The following is a 16,696-nucleotide window of genomic DNA, read 5'->3' as shown; positions in this document are numbered from 1 at the left end:
ATTGACTTCCTTGTCCCCTCTCGATTTTACGTCGATTCCTACCTTTGTCCACATATAATAACCAATTAATCTATATACTTATGCGTATATTTATATTTTCAATAACGAAGTTATGTAATCTATTTCTACTATTGCAACTTCTGCTATTTACAAGCGCAGCCTACTCACAGGTGACGGTTAGGGGAAGGGTTATCGACGCCTCTGACAATTCTCCCCTCGCAGGGGTAAGTGTCACAGAAATCGGGACCGGAAATGCAATGCTAACCGATGACCAAGGCACTTTCACTTTGGCGGTCAAGGGCGGTCAAAGCACCTTGCGTTTTTCTTTCGTTGGTTACCAATCAAAAGATGTGGCCATCGATGGTCCGGCAAATCTAACAGTCTCCCTAGCTGCTTCCAAAACGGAATTGGACGAAATTGTAGTAGTCGGCTATGGTACGCAAAAAAAGGTAAACCTCACGGGTGCCGTCCAAACGCTCCAACTGGATAGTGTGGTTAACACACCGGTGAGTAACTCTGCCCAATTGATGTATGGTCGCTTTTCAGGGGTCCAGCTCACGCAGGGAAATGGACTTCCTGGAACTGATGGCTCAACCATCAATATCCGCGGGCTGGGGACATTCGGAAATTCAGTGCCATTGGTTGTGATCGACGGAATGCAATTTACTGGGCTTGCCGAGTTCAACAGGTTGGCTCCTGCCGACATCGAAACGATTACCGTCCTTAAAGATGCGTCTGCGGGGGCAATCTACGGCGCACGTGGAGCTAACGGGGTAATCGTGATCACAACCAAACAGGGACAGGCCTCCAAATTCAAGGTGGAATACAACAACTACGTGGGCTTCCAGCGGCCTACAATAATGCCTACCTTTTTAAATGCGATAGCGTATGCGGAATTGATGAACGAGAAGTACGAAAATGAGGCTGATGGAAGGCCCTTCAACCCCCGCTATACGGAAGGGCAGTTGCAGCAAATCCGGGACGGCTCCAATCCAGATCAATTTGCAAATACGGACTGGGCGGCAGAAATAATGCAAGACGCGCCCATCCAGAATCACTACCTTTCCTTGTCGGGAGGCAACGAGAACACCCTTTACAGGATTTCGTTGGGCTATCTAGACCAAGGCGCAATCGTGATAGGTAAATTCAGGTCGAAGCGGTACAACTTCCGAGCAAACGTCCAGTCGGACTTAAAAGACTGGCTTAGCATTAGTAATAATCTTAATGGAACATTGAATAAGTTCGTCGGGCCGTCGGGTGGATCAGGGGTGGTGAATAACATGATTTATTCCTTCCGTAGGAACCCACCTACCATTCCAGCCTATTATTCTCACGGCGGCTATGGGTTTGTTGATGGGGCGTGGCGAAACGTCAACCCGTCATTAGGAACCGAGTTTCAGCCTATGCAAATCGGTGAATTGGGTGATTTCGTTTCACACGACTATAACATCAATGATCGCCTTAGCATGAAAGCAACCTTTAAAGGGTTCAGCTTTGAAAGCGCAGCAACACTTAATCTGAACTTTTTTGACGATTCCAGCTTCCGCCCGACCACGGAACGGAGAGACTACGATGGCAATCTCATCAGTGCAAACGACCTCAACTCGTTATCAAACAGCTTTAACAAGCACTACCGGGTGATGAGCGAAAATCTTTTACGCTATCAGGCTGCCCTTTCGGATCACCGGCTGCAAATCCTTGCGGGCCATTCAGTCATCTATGACCGGAATGATAACTTCAACGGCTCACTGCAAAGTTTCCCTTCCGACAACCTGCATGAATTTAACGCCGGCGGGGTTGCTAACCCCACTGTAGCCGGGGGTGCGAGCGAACAAAGCATGCAATCCTTTTTCGGACGGGTAAATTACGATTATCTTGAAAGGTATTTGTTCGAGGCCAACATACGGCGTGACGGATCCTCTAAATTTGGTCCCGGCAATCGGTACGGTACATTCCCCTCGTTTTCCGCAGGCTGGCGGATATCCGAAGAGCCTTTTATCAAAAACATGTCTTCGTCCGTGTTATCGGACCTGAAACTGCGCGGAAGCTGGGGACGTACCGGCAATAACGGTATCGATAATTACATATACGACCAAACGTATAACGCAGGACTTGACTACGTACTTGGTGACGGTGTTGTTGTCGGTGGCGTTGCCTTGACGAGCCTCGCAAACCCGACTATCCTGTGGGAAACCACCGAGCAATACAACATCGGGCTGGACCTCGCTTTGCTTAATAACCGGCTAACCCTGGAAGCGGACTACTTCAATCGTCGGAGCTACGATATCCTCTACACCAATTTCCCAATTCCCGGCACGCTGGGCGTCAACAGCCTGGCGGCTCAGAATGCTGCGGAAATGGTTAATAAAGGCGTTGAATTGAACTTGAATTATACCGAAAGAAATGGGGAATTTAACTATGCCGTCGGACTCAACATGACACGCTTTGCCAAAAACAACGTAACAAGCTTAGGCTCCGGAGTTCAAACCATTGATGGCAACACCATCACGCGTGCTGGAGATCCCTTTCAAGCTTACTATGGCTATGTGATGGAAGGGATATTTCAAACGGCCGAAGAAGTAGCCGCGGCACCTATTCAGTTCGGTAGTCCACGGACAGCCGCCGGCGACATCCGCTATGCCGACTTAAGTGGACCTGCGGGAGAACCCGATGGCATTATCGATGCGTTCGATCGAACTGTAATCGGCAATCCGTACCCGCTTTGGCTATTTGGTCTCAACGCCAATTTTAACTATAAAGGTATTGACCTTGGTATCTTATTACAGGGTATTGCGGATGTGGACCGCATCCTGATTGGAAATGGCCAACAGCCATTAAATGACGAACGAAGTAATTCGCTTAGCCATTGGACGTCGCGCTGGACTCCTGAAAACCCAAGCACTTCGCTGCCGCGTATGGGAGGGGCTAACAACCATGTGTTGTCTACATTCTATGTCGAAGACGCCTCTTACCTCCGCCTCAAAAACATCGAACTCGGCTACACATTGCCGCGCACACTGTTGCAAAAAATCCAGGTGAGCGGCATTAGGCTTTTTATCTCCGGCCAGAATATGCTGACGTTTACCAAAATGAAAAATTTCGACCCCGAACGTGCTGCCGGCAATACCAACGCACGGAGTGTCCCATTATATCAGGTAATTACGGGTGGCCTTAACGTAAGTTTCTAAATAAAAAGAAAACACCATCATGAAAAGAATATTAACAATCATCATTGCCCTCCCCTTAACGTTTATAGGATGTTCGGAAGGCTTTTTGGACCGACACTCGCTGACCCAGTTGGCCGCCGACAACTTCTGGCAAAATGAAAAGGATGCTTTGCTTGCAATAAATGGCATTTACGACGTACTGCAAACGCGTCAGCTTTACAGCGGCAACCTCAACGGCGATGCCGGCATCCCGATGTACGACAGTTTTACCGACAATTCCTTTAACTTATGGAAATATGAAGGCCCGGGGAATTACGTGGAGGGAAACGTGTCTGCCTCAACAACTGGGATGTTCGAGAATTTCTGGCTGGCCAATTACCGGGGCATTGTGAGAAGTAACCAAGCAATCACAAACCTCCCCAAGATGACCGAAGACCAGATCAGCACGGCAGCAAAGGACAACTTCATGGGACAATCGCTTTTTTTAAGGGCTTTATTCTATTTAAATCTCGTTACCTATTATGAAGACGTGCCGCTAATCACTGAACCCCAAACACTGGAAACAGCACAGGTGGCAAAAACACCCAAACGGCAGGTGCTAGACCAAATCATCGCTGATCTTCAACAAGCTGCCGACCTTCTTCCGACCACACAATCCGCGGATAGGTACGGACACGCCACCAAAGGTGCTGCATACGGCTTGCTTGCCCGAGTGTACCTTCTCGATCAGGATTGGAAAAAAGCCGCCGCCGCGGCGCAAGATGTCATTGCGCTTGGGCAATATGATTTGAGTCTGCCCTACGATGTGCAATTTACGGAAGACGGAGAAAATTCCAAAGATGTGGTTTTCTCCGTACGATTCGTAGAAACCCCGGGCTTCTCAGCCAACGAAACGTTCTCGTCTACCTATGTTGGACAGCCAAAGGTCGATAAACAGCCCCTGCCCAATCTCGTGGCTGATTTTTATTGTACGGATGGCAAGCCAATTACGGTTTCCGATCTGTACAATCCCAGTAATCCAAAAGAAAATCGGGATCCGAGGCTGCTCGCGAGCGTATGGTTTAAAGGTGATATCTATATTACTGATGTAGGAAACGCCTTTAATGGCAATAATGTAACCGGTTATGGCCTAAAAAAATACATACGCACGAGGACATCGGATGCGGGCATTGGCCCTGCTGGAAACGGGGGCCAGGATTTTTACATATTGCGTTATGCAGACGTGTTGCTTATGCGGGCAGAAGCGCTGATCGAAGATAACCAGATCGGTGACGAGGTGTATTCGCTCATCAACCAGGTACGGCAACGGCCAGGAGTAGGTATGCCCACCGTACAGGAAGCAGAGGGCACGGGGCTGTCACAACCGCAACTACGGGACATCATACGGCACGAACGCCGCGTGGAATTCGCTTTTGAAGGGCTGCGGTTCTTCGACCTGATACGCTGGGGAATAGTAAGCGAGGCTTACGAACGCATGGTCGCCGACAACCTGAATGGTTACAATCCGCGATACCAAAACAAGCGCTCGGAAACGTTTCCTATTCCGCTCAGCGAACTGGATGCCAACAAGGCGTTGATACAACACGATGCCTGGAAATAGCATGAAACCACACCTTTTAGCGATGCTGTTGGTGGTGTTGCCCGGGCTTTCTTTCTGCCAAAACGGGCAACACCCCAACATCCTGTTTATACTGAGTGATGACCATAGTGCACCGCACCTAAGCTGCTACGGCGACCCAAACATCCATACGCCGAACATCGATGCGATTGCCCACCACGGTGTGCGGTTCACACAAATGTATACCGGCTCGCCGCAATGCGTGCCTTCCCGGGCTACGCTAATGACCGGCAGGAATGCCGTTGACATCCGGATGACCCGGTTTTCCGCACCGTTGCCGGCGGATATCGTAACGTTTCCAGAGCTACTCCGGTCTGCAGGATATTATACCGGCATCCAGGGCAGGAGTTATCACCTAGACGGTTCCGGCCGGCAATCGCCCGAAGCGGCAGCGGTCTTTGACGAGTTTCAACTGCGGACCTTCCATCGACGGGTCGATTTCCTTCAAACCGGCCCCGACGAAGAAAACCTCAACGTGATGCGGTCATTTCTCGAAAGCGTACCGGATAGCAAGCCCTTCTTTCTGTGGGTCAACTACAGCAACCCGCATCGTCCATACACGGCACCTGCCGAATTTTTACCCGCACCGGGTAGCCTAGTCCTCCCACCCGACTATCCGGACACCGAGAACCTGCGAAAGGATCTTGCGGCCTACTACGGAGAAATCCAACAACTGGACGAACAGGTAGGACTCCTCCTCAACGAACTCCGAGACCGCGGACTCATGGAAAACACGTTGATCATCTTCATGGGCGATAACGGTGCAGCCCTGCTGAGGGGCAAAGGTACACTTTACCAAGCCGGCCTACGTGTACCGCTCATCTTGCGTTGGGACAAGGGCATCAAGCAGGGAACAGTAAGCGATGCCTTGCTGTCCGGTGAAGACCTCGCGCCTACGGTACTTACGATAGCAGGCGTGCCACCCGACAAGCAAATGTCGGGCCGCAGCTTTAAGGAACTGTTACACGGCGGCGACTACGCGGCAACTGATTATATCTTTGCGCAACGGGGTGCTCATGCTGACATGCTGCCGACTTCGACAAACGCATTTGACCTTTCGCGCAGCGTTATGGGGAAACGTTATAAATTGATTTATAATGTGCTGCCTACCCTTTCCTATACGCCGACCGACATGAACGGCCAAGCCTTTTGGAGAGAACTTGTAGCCCTAAACAACGACGGGGCGTTGGACGCGTCCTTCCGTCGATTAATTTTCGCGCGACCCCGTCCCATGTTTGAGCTATTCGATCTGGAAAAAGACCCTTATGAACTAAATAATCTATACGGCAACAACGAATTAGCCAGCCAGCAACAACAGCTTCTGGCGGCACTGAACAAGTGGATGATACGCTACCAGGACTTCGTACCATTGCCCATCGATTTGAATAACGTAAAAAAATGATCCGTTTATTTCTTGCTACGTGCCTCGCACTGACCATCGCTCCCAAAGGCTACGCTGACACACGACCCTGTATGACCAATGTCGCCGGCCGGAATGCCATGAGCCTGAATGGCAAATGGCAAGCCATCGTTGATTGGTATGACCGCGGTGAGCAGCGGCGGATTCACTTGGATGAACCGCCAAAAAACAAAAACAGTTTCAATGAATATAGTTTTGGTGATGCCACCCTGAACATCCCCGCCGATTGGAACTCGCAGCGGCCCAACCTGGAATACTACGAAGGCGTGATCTGGTATAAAAAAGAATTTGAAGTGGCTCCCGAGCCCGGTCAACGGCAATTTATCCATTTCGGTGCCGTAAACTATGCCGCCAAAGTATACCTCAACGGTAGCTTGCTGGGTACCCATGAAGGTGGGTTTACGCCCTTTCAGTTTGAAATAACGGATCAGCTCCACCCGGGGAAAAACAAACTGATCGTCAAAGTGGATAACCGCAGGTCGGCCAATGGCATACCGGCCTTAAACTTCGACTGGTGGAACTATGGTGGTATCACCCGTGATGTCAACCTAATTACAACCCCCGCAAGCTATATCGCCGATTATTTCATCCAATTAAAAAAAGGGAGTAAAGACACGATAGCGGGATGGCTTCAACTCAATGGCGTTACGGGTAGTGAACCCATCACCATTTCCATACCGGATGCCGGCATCAAGCACACCTTCATGGCAGCGGCAGATGGTTACGTGTCTTTCGCATTCCATACGGCAGTGGAACGTTGGTCACCTTCGAATCCGAAACTATACCACGTAGAAATCAACTCGGATCATGATCAAATCAGTGAAAAGATAGGATTCCGAAATATTGACGTAGCGGGCGATGAGTTGCTGTTGAACGGCGAACCGATATTCCTGAAAGGGATCAGTATCCATGAAGAGATTCCTCAACGCAAAAGCCGGGTTGCTTCGGAAGCCGATGCTATGCAACTGCTGCTGCAAGCCCGCGAACTGGGGTGCAATTTCATCCGTACATCACACTATCCACAGCACGAATTCCTAATCCGTAAAGCAGAGGAAATGGGATTTATGCTTTGGGAGGAGATTCCCATATGGCAAGGGGTCGACTTCACCAGCTCCGAAATTACAGAAAAAGCACAAACCATGCTTAAGGACATGATTTCGCGCGATAAGAACAGGTGTGGCGTTATCATCTGGAGCCTATCCAACGAAACTCGGCCAACACCCGATCGGAATCGCGTGCTGCGCGCACTGGCTTCCTTTTCGAGAACGCTGGATCCAACGCGTTTAATCGCTTCTGCCTTTGATCAATTCAAGTATTCAGGTAATAAGATCATCATTGACGACCCGCTGAGTGAAGACCTCGACATCCTGGCCGCAAATAAATACATGGGTTGGTATACCCCGTGGCCTGCCGGGCCCGGAAATATACAATGGGAAACGACTTACAAAAAACCGCTCATCATTTCCGAGTTTGGCGCCGAGGCCGTGTATGGCAATCACGGTACAGCCGATACGGCCAGTTCATGGACAGAGGAATACCAAGCGAAAGTGATGGAAGACAACATCCGGATGTTCCGTTCGAATCCGCAGCTACGTGGTGTATGTCCCTGGGTACTTGCCGACTTCCGAAGCCCCACCCGCATGCACAGCAGCTATCAGAACGGGTGGAACCGGAAGGGATTACTGTCCGAACATGGCGAAAAAAAGAAAGCCTGGCATGTAATCAGGGATTACTTCGCAGATCACTGATGCATAGCAAACCTACCTTATCGGCCCAAAATTTGTTTGCCGACTAACAGGCGTTCTTTCAGGCTATCGTAGCTGATATCCTGTACCGCTACGCCGCCGTCAATGGCTAAGCAGGCGGCAGCAGCGGCACTCTGCCCCAATATCATGAACACCGGCTCCATCCGGATGGAGCCAAAGGCAATATGCGAACTGGACACACATACGGGCACCAACAGGTTTTTGCATTCCTCGCGTTTTGGTGTTATTGCTCCATAGGCAATTTGATAAGGCCCCTTGGTGTGTACACCAATATCTCCTTCATTCTGCACATAACCATCCGCTTTCACATACCGCTGTACATTGTGCGAATCGAGCGTATAAGAACCCATGCCCACAGCATGTGGGACATTCCTTGTACTGAAAACATCGTGTTCGGTCATCACGTAAGCGCCGATCATCCTGCGTGCTTCACGAATATACAGTTGATGTGGCCAATGGCCGTTGTCTATAAATTCATCTTTAGCCAACCCCCACTGCGCCATCTCTTGCCTCACCTCCTCTGGTACGCGGAGATCATTGGCTAGGAAGTACATCAGTCCTTTCTGGTAGTCCTGGTGTGCTTGTATGATCGCTTCCCGGAGCTCATAATCCGCCTCCGGATAATCGTAATTCATGCCGATGAAATCCGTGCTGAATGGCCCATGGTTATTCGTGTCCGTCTTCCGGTTGGGGATGGGGTCAAACTTCCTGAATGTCTGGCGCCACCCTGAAGCAAATACGCGTGCCAGCAGTTCGTAGTGTTCCGGCTGATAATTATCAGGCTTCGCAAAGGGTACACGGTTATCCGGGTGGTTGCTCAGGCACATCCTGAAACAATAGGCTTGGACTTTCTTGTCCTCCGTCCCGTATTCACCGGGAGGTTCGGGCGAGACGCCGAAGACCAGGCCGCTGGTAGAATCGCCGGGTATGTTGAAGGGGCTAATGGGCGCCCTGAACCAATGGCCATGATGGAGCACGCCGACCTGTACGCCGTTCCACCTTTCACCATATATGCTATTGGCCTCCCTGCCCACATGATAACGGACTCCGGCGGCAGCCATCAGATCGCCTTCGTAGGTGGCGTCGATGAATACTTCCCCTTCAAACCGTTTCCCGTTCAGGGTGCGGAAGGCGCGTATGTAACCGTCTTCAACCTCCGACCCACCCTCGCGGTCCAGCCATTCATCCCGATAGACGGTAATATCGTTTTCAGCAATCAGTTCCTCAAATATTTTTTCAGCCACATGGGGTTCAAAAATCCACATGGTTCGGGCATCGCCATCGATCGCGGGAGTTCCCTGCCCGCGATTGCCATACATTTCCTTCAACTGCCAGCGCCAGGCGGCATCTTGCTGATAGTGTAAAAAGACACGGTGGTAAAAGTCTCGGGCAAGCCCCCCGATCACAGATTTATCGCCTGTATCCGTAAAACCAAGCCCCCCTGAGGATAGCCCGCCAAGATGGCGGTCAGGAGACACAATGATGACAGATTTGCCCGCCTTTTTTGCCTCCACGGAAGCGATGACGGCCGCCGACGTGCCGCCATATATGACAATGTCTGCCCGGTACTCCTGGCTGTTGCAAGGAATAGAACCGCAGATCAATGTCAGCGCCAAAAATGGCCCGGATAGTATAATCAATAGCTTCTTCATGATCGCAAAGTAATTGTTAGGGTATATCAAAACTATAAATTGATATAACACTTATGTTAGATGTTATATCGTGTATTGTAAATCGTTCTTTTATTCTATCCCTGTGGGTGACTGCACACGATGTGATTCTCCCTCATAAGGAATAGCTCCATTTCTTGGACTGACCGTATAGCCCCACTTTTCGATGTAATGAGCACGCGGTAATAGCTCATCTCCCGTGGCGCGAAGCAGCTTGTTCAATTCCCTGTCCAAACGCTCCTGAAGCCCCTTTTTCCCGGGGGTATTTACCAGATTATTCAACTGGTAAGGGTCTTGCTGATTATCGTACAGCATCCACGGCCCTTCCAGATTCCGCACGTAAGTATAGCGGGCTGTCCGTATTCCCCTGTATTCGTGGCCGTCTTTATAGTCCGCGAAAGGCGCCATATTCATGATCAGGGCCGCGCGGTCGTCCATCACCTGTTCCCCGGTTATCAGGTCCGACAGGTCGTCTCCCTCCAGCACCTGGGGTTTGTCTACCCCAGCCAAGCCAAGAAGAGTTGGCAGGATATCCGGTGTGTTGATGGGCACGTTGATCTCTTTTCCTTCGACGCCTAACCGGGCAGGATAGGAAAGCAGAAAAGGCACCCTAATTGACTCCTCCCAGGGACGCTGCTTGGTACCTGAACCGGCCCCATGTGACCCCAGCATTTCACCGTGATCGGATGTAAAAACAAAAATCGTATTTTCATGGATACCAGCCGCCTTTATTGTCCGTTGCAGCGCACCAATACAGGAATCGATCGCTGTACAGTTAGCATAATACCCAGCCGCTTCTTCCCTTACCCTTTTTGCCATCCTTTCCGGCACGTTGGGACTCAGTTTAATGGACTCCACAGGATACATTGCTTTATACCTTTCAGGAACCTCATGACGGGGAGTATGGGGAGGTCCGTATGACAAAACCAAGATAAACGGATTATCCGACGCTGACCGACCGTTGATATACGCTTCAGCAGCTTTGGTCTGCGCAAAAACATCATAATCATCCCAGTACCGGGCTGTGGTATCTTCACCTGCATAATAAATCGATTGGTAATATTCATGTGAACATTCGTTCCCCATCCAGAAATCAAATCCCTGCCTTCTTTCCTTGGGGATATAACTCGATCTGCCATGGCCATCGAGGTGCCATTTGCCAATATAAGCTGTCTCATATCCGGCCTCCTTGTAAATCTCAGCCATGGTTAATTCAGCTGCGGGCAGGTATAGGTCGTTCAAAAACATCCCCGTATTTGCCGGGTAGCGACCGGTCAGCAATGCTGCCCGATAGGGCGTACAGATGGGCATCACGGATACCGCGTTAGCGAAATTAACGCTTTTAGCAGCTAATGCATCGATATTCGGTGTCTGCACGTTTGGGTCACCGGCATAGCCGGTTGCCTGGGCGCGCCACTGATCGGCAAATACGTAAATAATATTGGGTCTGCTTTGCGGGCCGATGGGTTCCGACACGCTTTTATTACTATTCAGGAAAACCAGTGGTATCAACGGCAGCAGTATACAGATCGTTCGCTGCCTCATCGCTTTAGTATTCATAATAGGGGGATTTTACGTTCTGTTTCGTGTAAGAAAATGCGAACGTTATCAAACAAAAGAAAAGAAGTAGTCTATTTAGCATGTCACTATAATCAGTTAGCCGTGCAGTCCGCCCTAAGTTCTCCAGATACAAGTCCCTGGCTTGCTGCACGGATAAAAACTTCACCCGTTTTTCCGTTGCTTTGAACGATGGCTACGCATTTCCCGTTGAATGCGTTGCGGTATTGCGCCTGGAAGGGCTCGGTGCTGGCGGGGTTCCCATTATCCACCGCCCGGAGAAAACCACTTCCCTCAACGAAAAAATTAACGGGATGATCCGCATGGGGACACAGGTTTCCCTGCCGGTCCTGCACTTCAACGGTGACATAGATCAAGTCTTCGCCATCCGCAGTCAGGGTGTCCCTATCAGCTGTGAGCACCAAACGGAAGGGTGCCCCCGCCGTTTCCGTCACGACCGAATCCGCGATTTCTCCCTGCACATCATAGGCAATTACTTTCAGTTCACCGGGTTGGTAGACCACATCTTCCCACCGCAAGCGGTAGCGATCGAGCATTTCTTGGGGATTGAACCGTTGCCTCCCCTGGCTTTTGCCATTAATAAACAATTCGGCTTCGGGATAGTTGGTGTAGACATAAACCGGGACGTGCTCGCCCTCCTTTTCAGGCCATGTCCAGTGTGGGAGCACGTGTAGGGTGGGACGATCGCTCCATCGGCTTTTGTAGAGAAAATAGCGATCTTTCGGGATGCCCGCCAAATCCAGGATGCCGAAATAGGAGCTCCTGCTTGGCCAACGGCTGTTATAGGGGGTAGGTTCGCCGAGGTAATCCACGCCGGTCCATACAAACTCTCCCGCCACAAAGGGATGGTCTTCCAAGGCCTTCCATTCCTCATCCGGCAATTGCGACCAATTGCAATGTTCCAAATCATAAGCGGAAGACTGGTTATCTTCCCAGGCTTTCATTGATAAACGCTGAGCGGGGAAATGATAGCTTCCCCGGGAACTGACGGTGGAAGCCGTCTCGCTGCCATAGATGGGCCAGGTGGGCTGGAGCTGCCGGATACGACCGTAGAAAGCAGGCTTATAGTTGAATCCGGGTATGTCCACTTCACCGGCCAACCCGTTGTCGATGGCGGGCTTCCACTGGTTGAAGCCTGCGGTGACCGGCCGATACGGATCTTCGCGATGACAGATCGCGGTGAGAAAGCGGGCGACACGATAGCCTTCGGGCTGTTGCTGCTCGCGCACCTCATTGCCGATACTATACATAATTAAAGCGGGATGATTACGGTCGCGCCGGATCATATCCGTTAAGTCACGTTCGGCCCATTCGTCAAACCACTTACTGTATCCGTTTGCTGTCTTCGGAAGCTTCCATTCATCAAATGCTTCATCAATGAAATAAAAACCCATTTCATCGCACAATTCAAGCATCGCGGGATCATGGGGATTATGCGCCCCCCGGATGGCGTTGCATCCCATTTGCTTGAGCAACGTGAGGCGGTGTCTCAGTGCCGACTTATTGAAGGCGGCCCCCAGCGCTCCGAGATCATGGTGCAGACAGACACCCTTCAGTTTTTCCCAACGGCCATTGACCAGCATCCCGCTGTCTGCCGTAAACCGGATGGTCCGGATACCAAATACGGTTTCCATCACATCGAGGGTCCTTCCTCCCGCCTTGATACGGGAAACCGCTTTATATAGCCTTGGGCTATCCGCAGACCAGAACCGGGGATCTTTTAGCCGCAGTTGCTGTGACACGGTATTACCGGTAACGGGCGAAAGATCCTTTTTCAACGAAGCGACGACCTTTCCCGAGGGGTCGATGATATCGGTTTCCAACCGGATATCAGAGGGAACGGGCGGCTTAGTGGCGATTTCCGTCCGGATATTAACCAACGCTTCCTGATGAGTTATTTCCGGTGTGGTCACCCACACCCCCCATTGCGGGATATGGGTGCGGTTGAGCACGAGTAGCCTGACGGCCCGGTACAGTCCGGCGCCCGGGTACCACCGGGCTGATTCCGGCTCGTTCTCAAGCCTCACCGCCAGCACGTTGGTACTGCCCCACCTTATGTAAGGTGTCAGCTCAAACCCAAAAGATGAGTAACCGTAAGGACGCCCGCCGACCCATTGTCCATTCAGGTAGACCTTGGCGTTGCTCATCGCTCCATCAAATTCAATGAACACCCGTTTATCGCTCGCCGTCCCGGAAAAAGACAACTGCTTGCGGTACCAGCCTACTCCCATATAGGGAAGCCCTCCTGTACGGCCGGTCCGTATGCTGGGCACCCGTTCGCCGTCTTCAATAACCGTGACTTCCTGTTTATCATGATCTTCATCAAACGGCCCGGCAATCGCCCAATCATGGGGTACATCGACCCGGTCCCAGTGACTATCGTCATAATCCAGGCGCGCACCATCGGGCACCTCCCCTTTCATAAAAAGCCAGTCCGTACGTAATGTCTTCACAACCCTCGCCGTGGTATCCTGCGCAGACAACGGGGCCGGACCCGTCAACAACATCACCAAACCGAGCAATAGCATCCGTTTGCTCCCCATCTTCGCCCTATTCATGGTTGGCCAAACCGGTCTTTTCGCTGTTCACTGTATTCTTTATCCTGCAGCAGCCCCAAAAAAGCAGGGTCCTTCAGCTCCGACGCCCATTTTTGCCATTGCTTATGCAAACCGTCGACCGTGGACGCGTGGCCGGTGAATAGGTTATTTTTTTCAGCCACATCATCCCCGATCCGGAACAGCGACGGGGTGTGGCCATCCTGCATGACCAACTTGAAATCTGTACTTCTCAATGCAAGCATTTTTTTATCGAAATTGCGCCAGAAAAACAGACGGCTTCGTGAAGCGGTATCCGCATTGTTCAGTACGGGCAATAAATTGATACCATCCAATTCGTTTTTCGGCGGATGCGTCTGATCGATCGTTGCAACGACCGTCGCCGCGATATCCAGCGAGATGACTGGAGAATGACAAACCGTTCCACGCCTGATGTGATCCGGCCATTGTATGGCAAAAGGCACCCGCAATCCCCCGTCAAAAAAGCTGCCTTTCCCTCCCCGCAGTGGCCCGTTGTCCGAAGCATTCGCGGCTTCCGGACCGCCGTTGTCCGACAGAAAGACAACCATGGTATGGTCAGTTATGCCCAACGCGTCCAGCTCATCGAGTACCTGCCCGATCCCGTCGTCCATCGCGCTTACCATCGCTGCATAAGTCCGCCGCTTTTCATCCGCAATGTGTGTAAACCTATCGAGGTATTTGGACGTGGCCTGAAGCGGTGTGTGCGGCGCATTGTAGGCCAGGTACAGGAAAAAGGGCGCACTGGCGTTGTCTTTGACAAAGCGCACAGCTTCTCTCGACAATGCATCCGTCAGGTATTCGGATTCATCCACGGCATCTGAATTCCGTAAAAGTTTCGTCCGATACCCATCGTATTGGGACCGGGCATCAAACTCACTGTTCAATGTCCATTGTTCGGGGAAATAATGATGCCCACCGCTGAGGAAGCCAAAAAAATCATCAAACCCCCGATTATTGGGATGTAAAGAAGCATGCGACCCCAAATGCCATTTTCCAATCGCCATCGTACGATAGCCGGCGGGTTTTAACAGGTCTGCCAGTGTCTGTTCAGACAGCGGGAGTCCCATATCGGGATCGTTGGGAGCCAAAAGCGGATTCCTTCCAAAACCAAAGCGGTCCTGATACCTACCGGTAATCAATCCGGCGCGGCTCGGGCCGCATACGGCATAGGTGACATATGCATCGGTAAATTTCACGCCATTCCGCGCAATGCGATCGATGTTGGGCGTGGGAATGTCCTCACAGCCATTGAAGCCCACATCTCCGTATCCGAGGTCGTCTGCCAGGATAATCACGACATTCGGATTCATTGCCGTGACCTCGCTGCCCCACCAGTTGTTTCCGGGATCAAATTCAGGTGACAGGAACTCCATACGCTGTCTTTCCAGTTGGGGAAGTTTTTCCGTGATTACCCGCTGCAAATATTGCCGTTCCTTATCCGCGTCGTACTCGGGATCGGGCTGCGGGTAACGGGCGCCGGTCTGCTTCAGGTATCCATCCAATGTGGCGCACAGTTCCATTACTTTCCGCCGATGATGCTTCGCCACATCCGTTAGCTCACGCGGATCGGCATCCAGCTTATACAATTCATCCCGTCCATCCTCATAGTAGTGGATAAGTTTCCAGGGCCCCTGGCGGATGATGGAAGAGGGTTCTCCCCCTTGGTTCCCATAATGTGGGTAATGCCAGATCAGGGGTCGCCCGGAAAGCGTATTGCCTTCAAGCAACGGCAATAGACTCACCCCGTCCTCGTGTTCCTGTGGCTTCAACCCGGCACCGGCCAAATCCAGCAGTGTTGGATAAAAATCCGTACCGATAACCGGTGTATGATAGACTTCGCCGCCCTTCGTCAGGCCGGGAACCTTCATGAAGTAGGGTACCCGGACTCCTCCCTCAAACTGATATCCTTTACCGCCGCGCAGGGGTAGGTTGGAGGTTGAATAGGCATCACCTGCCGAGACACCGCCATTGTCCGAAGTAAAGACCACAATGGTATTCTCCGCCAATCCCTGTTCATCGAGCGCACGCAGTACCACACCGACGGCATCATCCATTGTTTCCACCAAGCCTGCATATATCGGGTTATCCTGAACCTGCCGCATGGGAAGAAAATGCTCCATTTTGAAGCCCTGTTCTGCAATACCACTCCGATCAGCTTTGTCCCGGTACTTTTCCCATTTTTTCCGGGTGGTCTGTATCGGGCCATGCACGGCATAGAATGACAGGAACGCAAACACCGGTTGCCCGGTTTCCTGCGGGTTATTTTCTTTCAGGAACTTGACAGTCTCTGCGGCCAGCCGCATGGATAGGTTTTCGCCGGGCACTGTATTTTCCAGGTTGGGGTTTTCCCAGGGCGAGAAATAGCCCCCGCTGGGACCACCCTTTTCCCAGCCACCCCGGTTGATATCAAAGCCGTGGTCCTCCGGCCACGATCCCCGGCCGCCCAGGTGCCATTTCCCGGCAAAGAATGTCTTGTAACCCGCGGCTTTCATGGCTTCCGGCAGCGTAGTGTATGCATGGCGGAGTGCCGTATCATAGGCGGCTGGAAGCAACTGGTTGTGCCGCCCCTGTTTACGCCAATCCGTCCCGTATGGCGCACCGATATAGTCTGTGATACCGTGTCGGGCGGGGAATTTCCCCGTCATAATACTCGCCCTTGAAGGACTGCAGACCTGACACGCGGAATAACCCTCGGTAAAAACAGCCCCTTCCCGCGCAATACGGTCGATGTTTGGCGTTTCATAATAACTACTGCCCGTACAGCTGAGGTCATGGTATCCCAGGTCATCGGCTAAAATAAACAGGATATTCGGTTGCCGGGGCCGTTTATCTTGCGCGTAATCACACAGGGGGATTAAAATGAATACCAGAAGGAGTAGCTTAACGATTTTAAATTTCATG

General features: G+C 51.4%; 8 protein-coding genes. 4 read left to right on the top strand and 4 right to left on the bottom strand.

Translation table 11 applies throughout. From position 1 onward, the window contains the following. Positions 1-80 precede the first annotated feature (80 nt). From ACEVG1_RS15690 to ACEVG1_RS15675, 4 genes are read left to right on the top strand one after another with little or no spacing between them, the layout of a single operon-like run. Positions 81-3,188 carry a SusC/RagA family TonB-linked outer membrane protein gene (locus ACEVG1_RS15690; protein ID WP_374744661.1) on the top strand — a complete coding sequence of 1,036 codons (3,108 nt, stop codon included), beginning with the start codon at positions 81-83 and terminating at the stop codon, positions 3,186-3,188. 19 nt (positions 3,189-3,207) lie between these two features. Then, complete coding sequence (locus tag ACEVG1_RS15685; protein WP_374744660.1) at positions 3,208-4,767, top strand: RagB/SusD family nutrient uptake outer membrane protein; 1,560 nt, start codon at positions 3,208-3,210, stop codon at positions 4,765-4,767. Position 4,768: 1 nt separating this feature from the next. Further along, positions 4,769-6,187, top strand: a complete 1,419-nt coding sequence (locus tag ACEVG1_RS15680) for a sulfatase (protein WP_374744659.1) — start codon at positions 4,769-4,771, stop codon at positions 6,185-6,187. Next, complete coding sequence (locus ACEVG1_RS15675; protein WP_374744658.1) at positions 6,184-7,953, top strand: glycoside hydrolase family 2 protein; 1,770 nt, start codon at positions 6,184-6,186, stop codon at positions 7,951-7,953. Before ACEVG1_RS15680 ends, ACEVG1_RS15675 begins: the two co-directional genes overlap by 4 nt. Before the next feature lie 17 nt (positions 7,954-7,970). Here ACEVG1_RS15675 and ACEVG1_RS15670 read toward each other — a convergent pair whose 3' ends face one another. The 4 genes from ACEVG1_RS15670 to ACEVG1_RS15655 form a co-directional block, all read right to left on the bottom strand. Continuing rightward, positions 7,971-9,623, bottom strand: coding sequence for an FAD-dependent oxidoreductase (locus ACEVG1_RS15670; RefSeq protein WP_374744657.1), 1,653 nt, complete (start codon positions 9,621-9,623; stop codon positions 7,971-7,973). A gap of 90 nt (positions 9,624-9,713) precedes the next feature. After that, entirely contained in the window at positions 9,714-11,201 is a 1,488-nt protein-coding gene (locus tag ACEVG1_RS15665) for a sulfatase (protein WP_374744656.1), read from the bottom strand. A 92-nt stretch (positions 11,202-11,293) separates the two neighbouring features. Beyond that, positions 11,294-13,777: a beta-galactosidase GalB gene (gene galB / locus ACEVG1_RS15660; protein WP_374744655.1), complete on the bottom strand. Its 2,484-nt coding sequence runs from the start codon at positions 13,775-13,777 to the stop codon at positions 11,294-11,296. Then, positions 13,774-16,695 carry a sulfatase-like hydrolase/transferase gene (locus ACEVG1_RS15655; protein WP_374744654.1) on the bottom strand — a complete coding sequence of 974 codons (2,922 nt, stop codon included), beginning with the start codon at positions 16,693-16,695 and terminating at the stop codon, positions 13,774-13,776. Before ACEVG1_RS15655 ends, galB begins: the two co-directional genes overlap by 4 nt. Between the last annotated feature and the right edge of the window lies 1 nt (position 16,696).

It is taken from the genome of Parapedobacter sp. 2B3, assembly GCF_041925275.1.
GTDB lineage: Bacteria > Bacteroidota > Bacteroidia > Sphingobacteriales > Sphingobacteriaceae > Parapedobacter > Parapedobacter pyrenivorans_A.
The sequence above is the reverse complement of the archived record's forward strand: the minus strand, read 5'-3'. Positions and strand labels throughout refer to the sequence as shown.

What these genes read in the sequence shown, in the direction of transcription:
- ACEVG1_RS15690 (WP_374744661.1), top strand. Translation starts at nt 81, where the DNA reads ATGCGTATATTTATATTTTCAATAACGAAGTTATGTAATCTATTTCTA.
- ACEVG1_RS15685 (WP_374744660.1), top strand. Translation starts at nt 3,208, where the DNA reads ATGAAAAGAATATTAACAATCATCATTGCCCTCCCCTTAACGTTTATA.
- ACEVG1_RS15680 (WP_374744659.1), top strand. Translation starts at nt 4,769, where the DNA reads ATGAAACCACACCTTTTAGCGATGCTGTTGGTGGTGTTGCCCGGGCTT.
- ACEVG1_RS15675 (WP_374744658.1), top strand. Translation starts at nt 6,184, where the DNA reads ATGATCCGTTTATTTCTTGCTACGTGCCTCGCACTGACCATCGCTCCC.
- ACEVG1_RS15670 (WP_374744657.1), bottom strand. Translation starts at nt 9,623, where the DNA reads ATGAAGAAGCTATTGATTATACTATCCGGGCCATTTTTGGCGCTGACA.
- ACEVG1_RS15665 (WP_374744656.1), bottom strand. Translation starts at nt 11,201, where the DNA reads ATGAATACTAAAGCGATGAGGCAGCGAACGATCTGTATACTGCTGCCG.
- galB (WP_374744655.1), bottom strand. Translation starts at nt 13,777, where the DNA reads ATGAATAGGGCGAAGATGGGGAGCAAACGGATGCTATTGCTCGGTTTG.
- ACEVG1_RS15655 (WP_374744654.1), bottom strand. Translation starts at nt 16,695, where the DNA reads ATGAAATTTAAAATCGTTAAGCTACTCCTTCTGGTATTCATTTTAATC.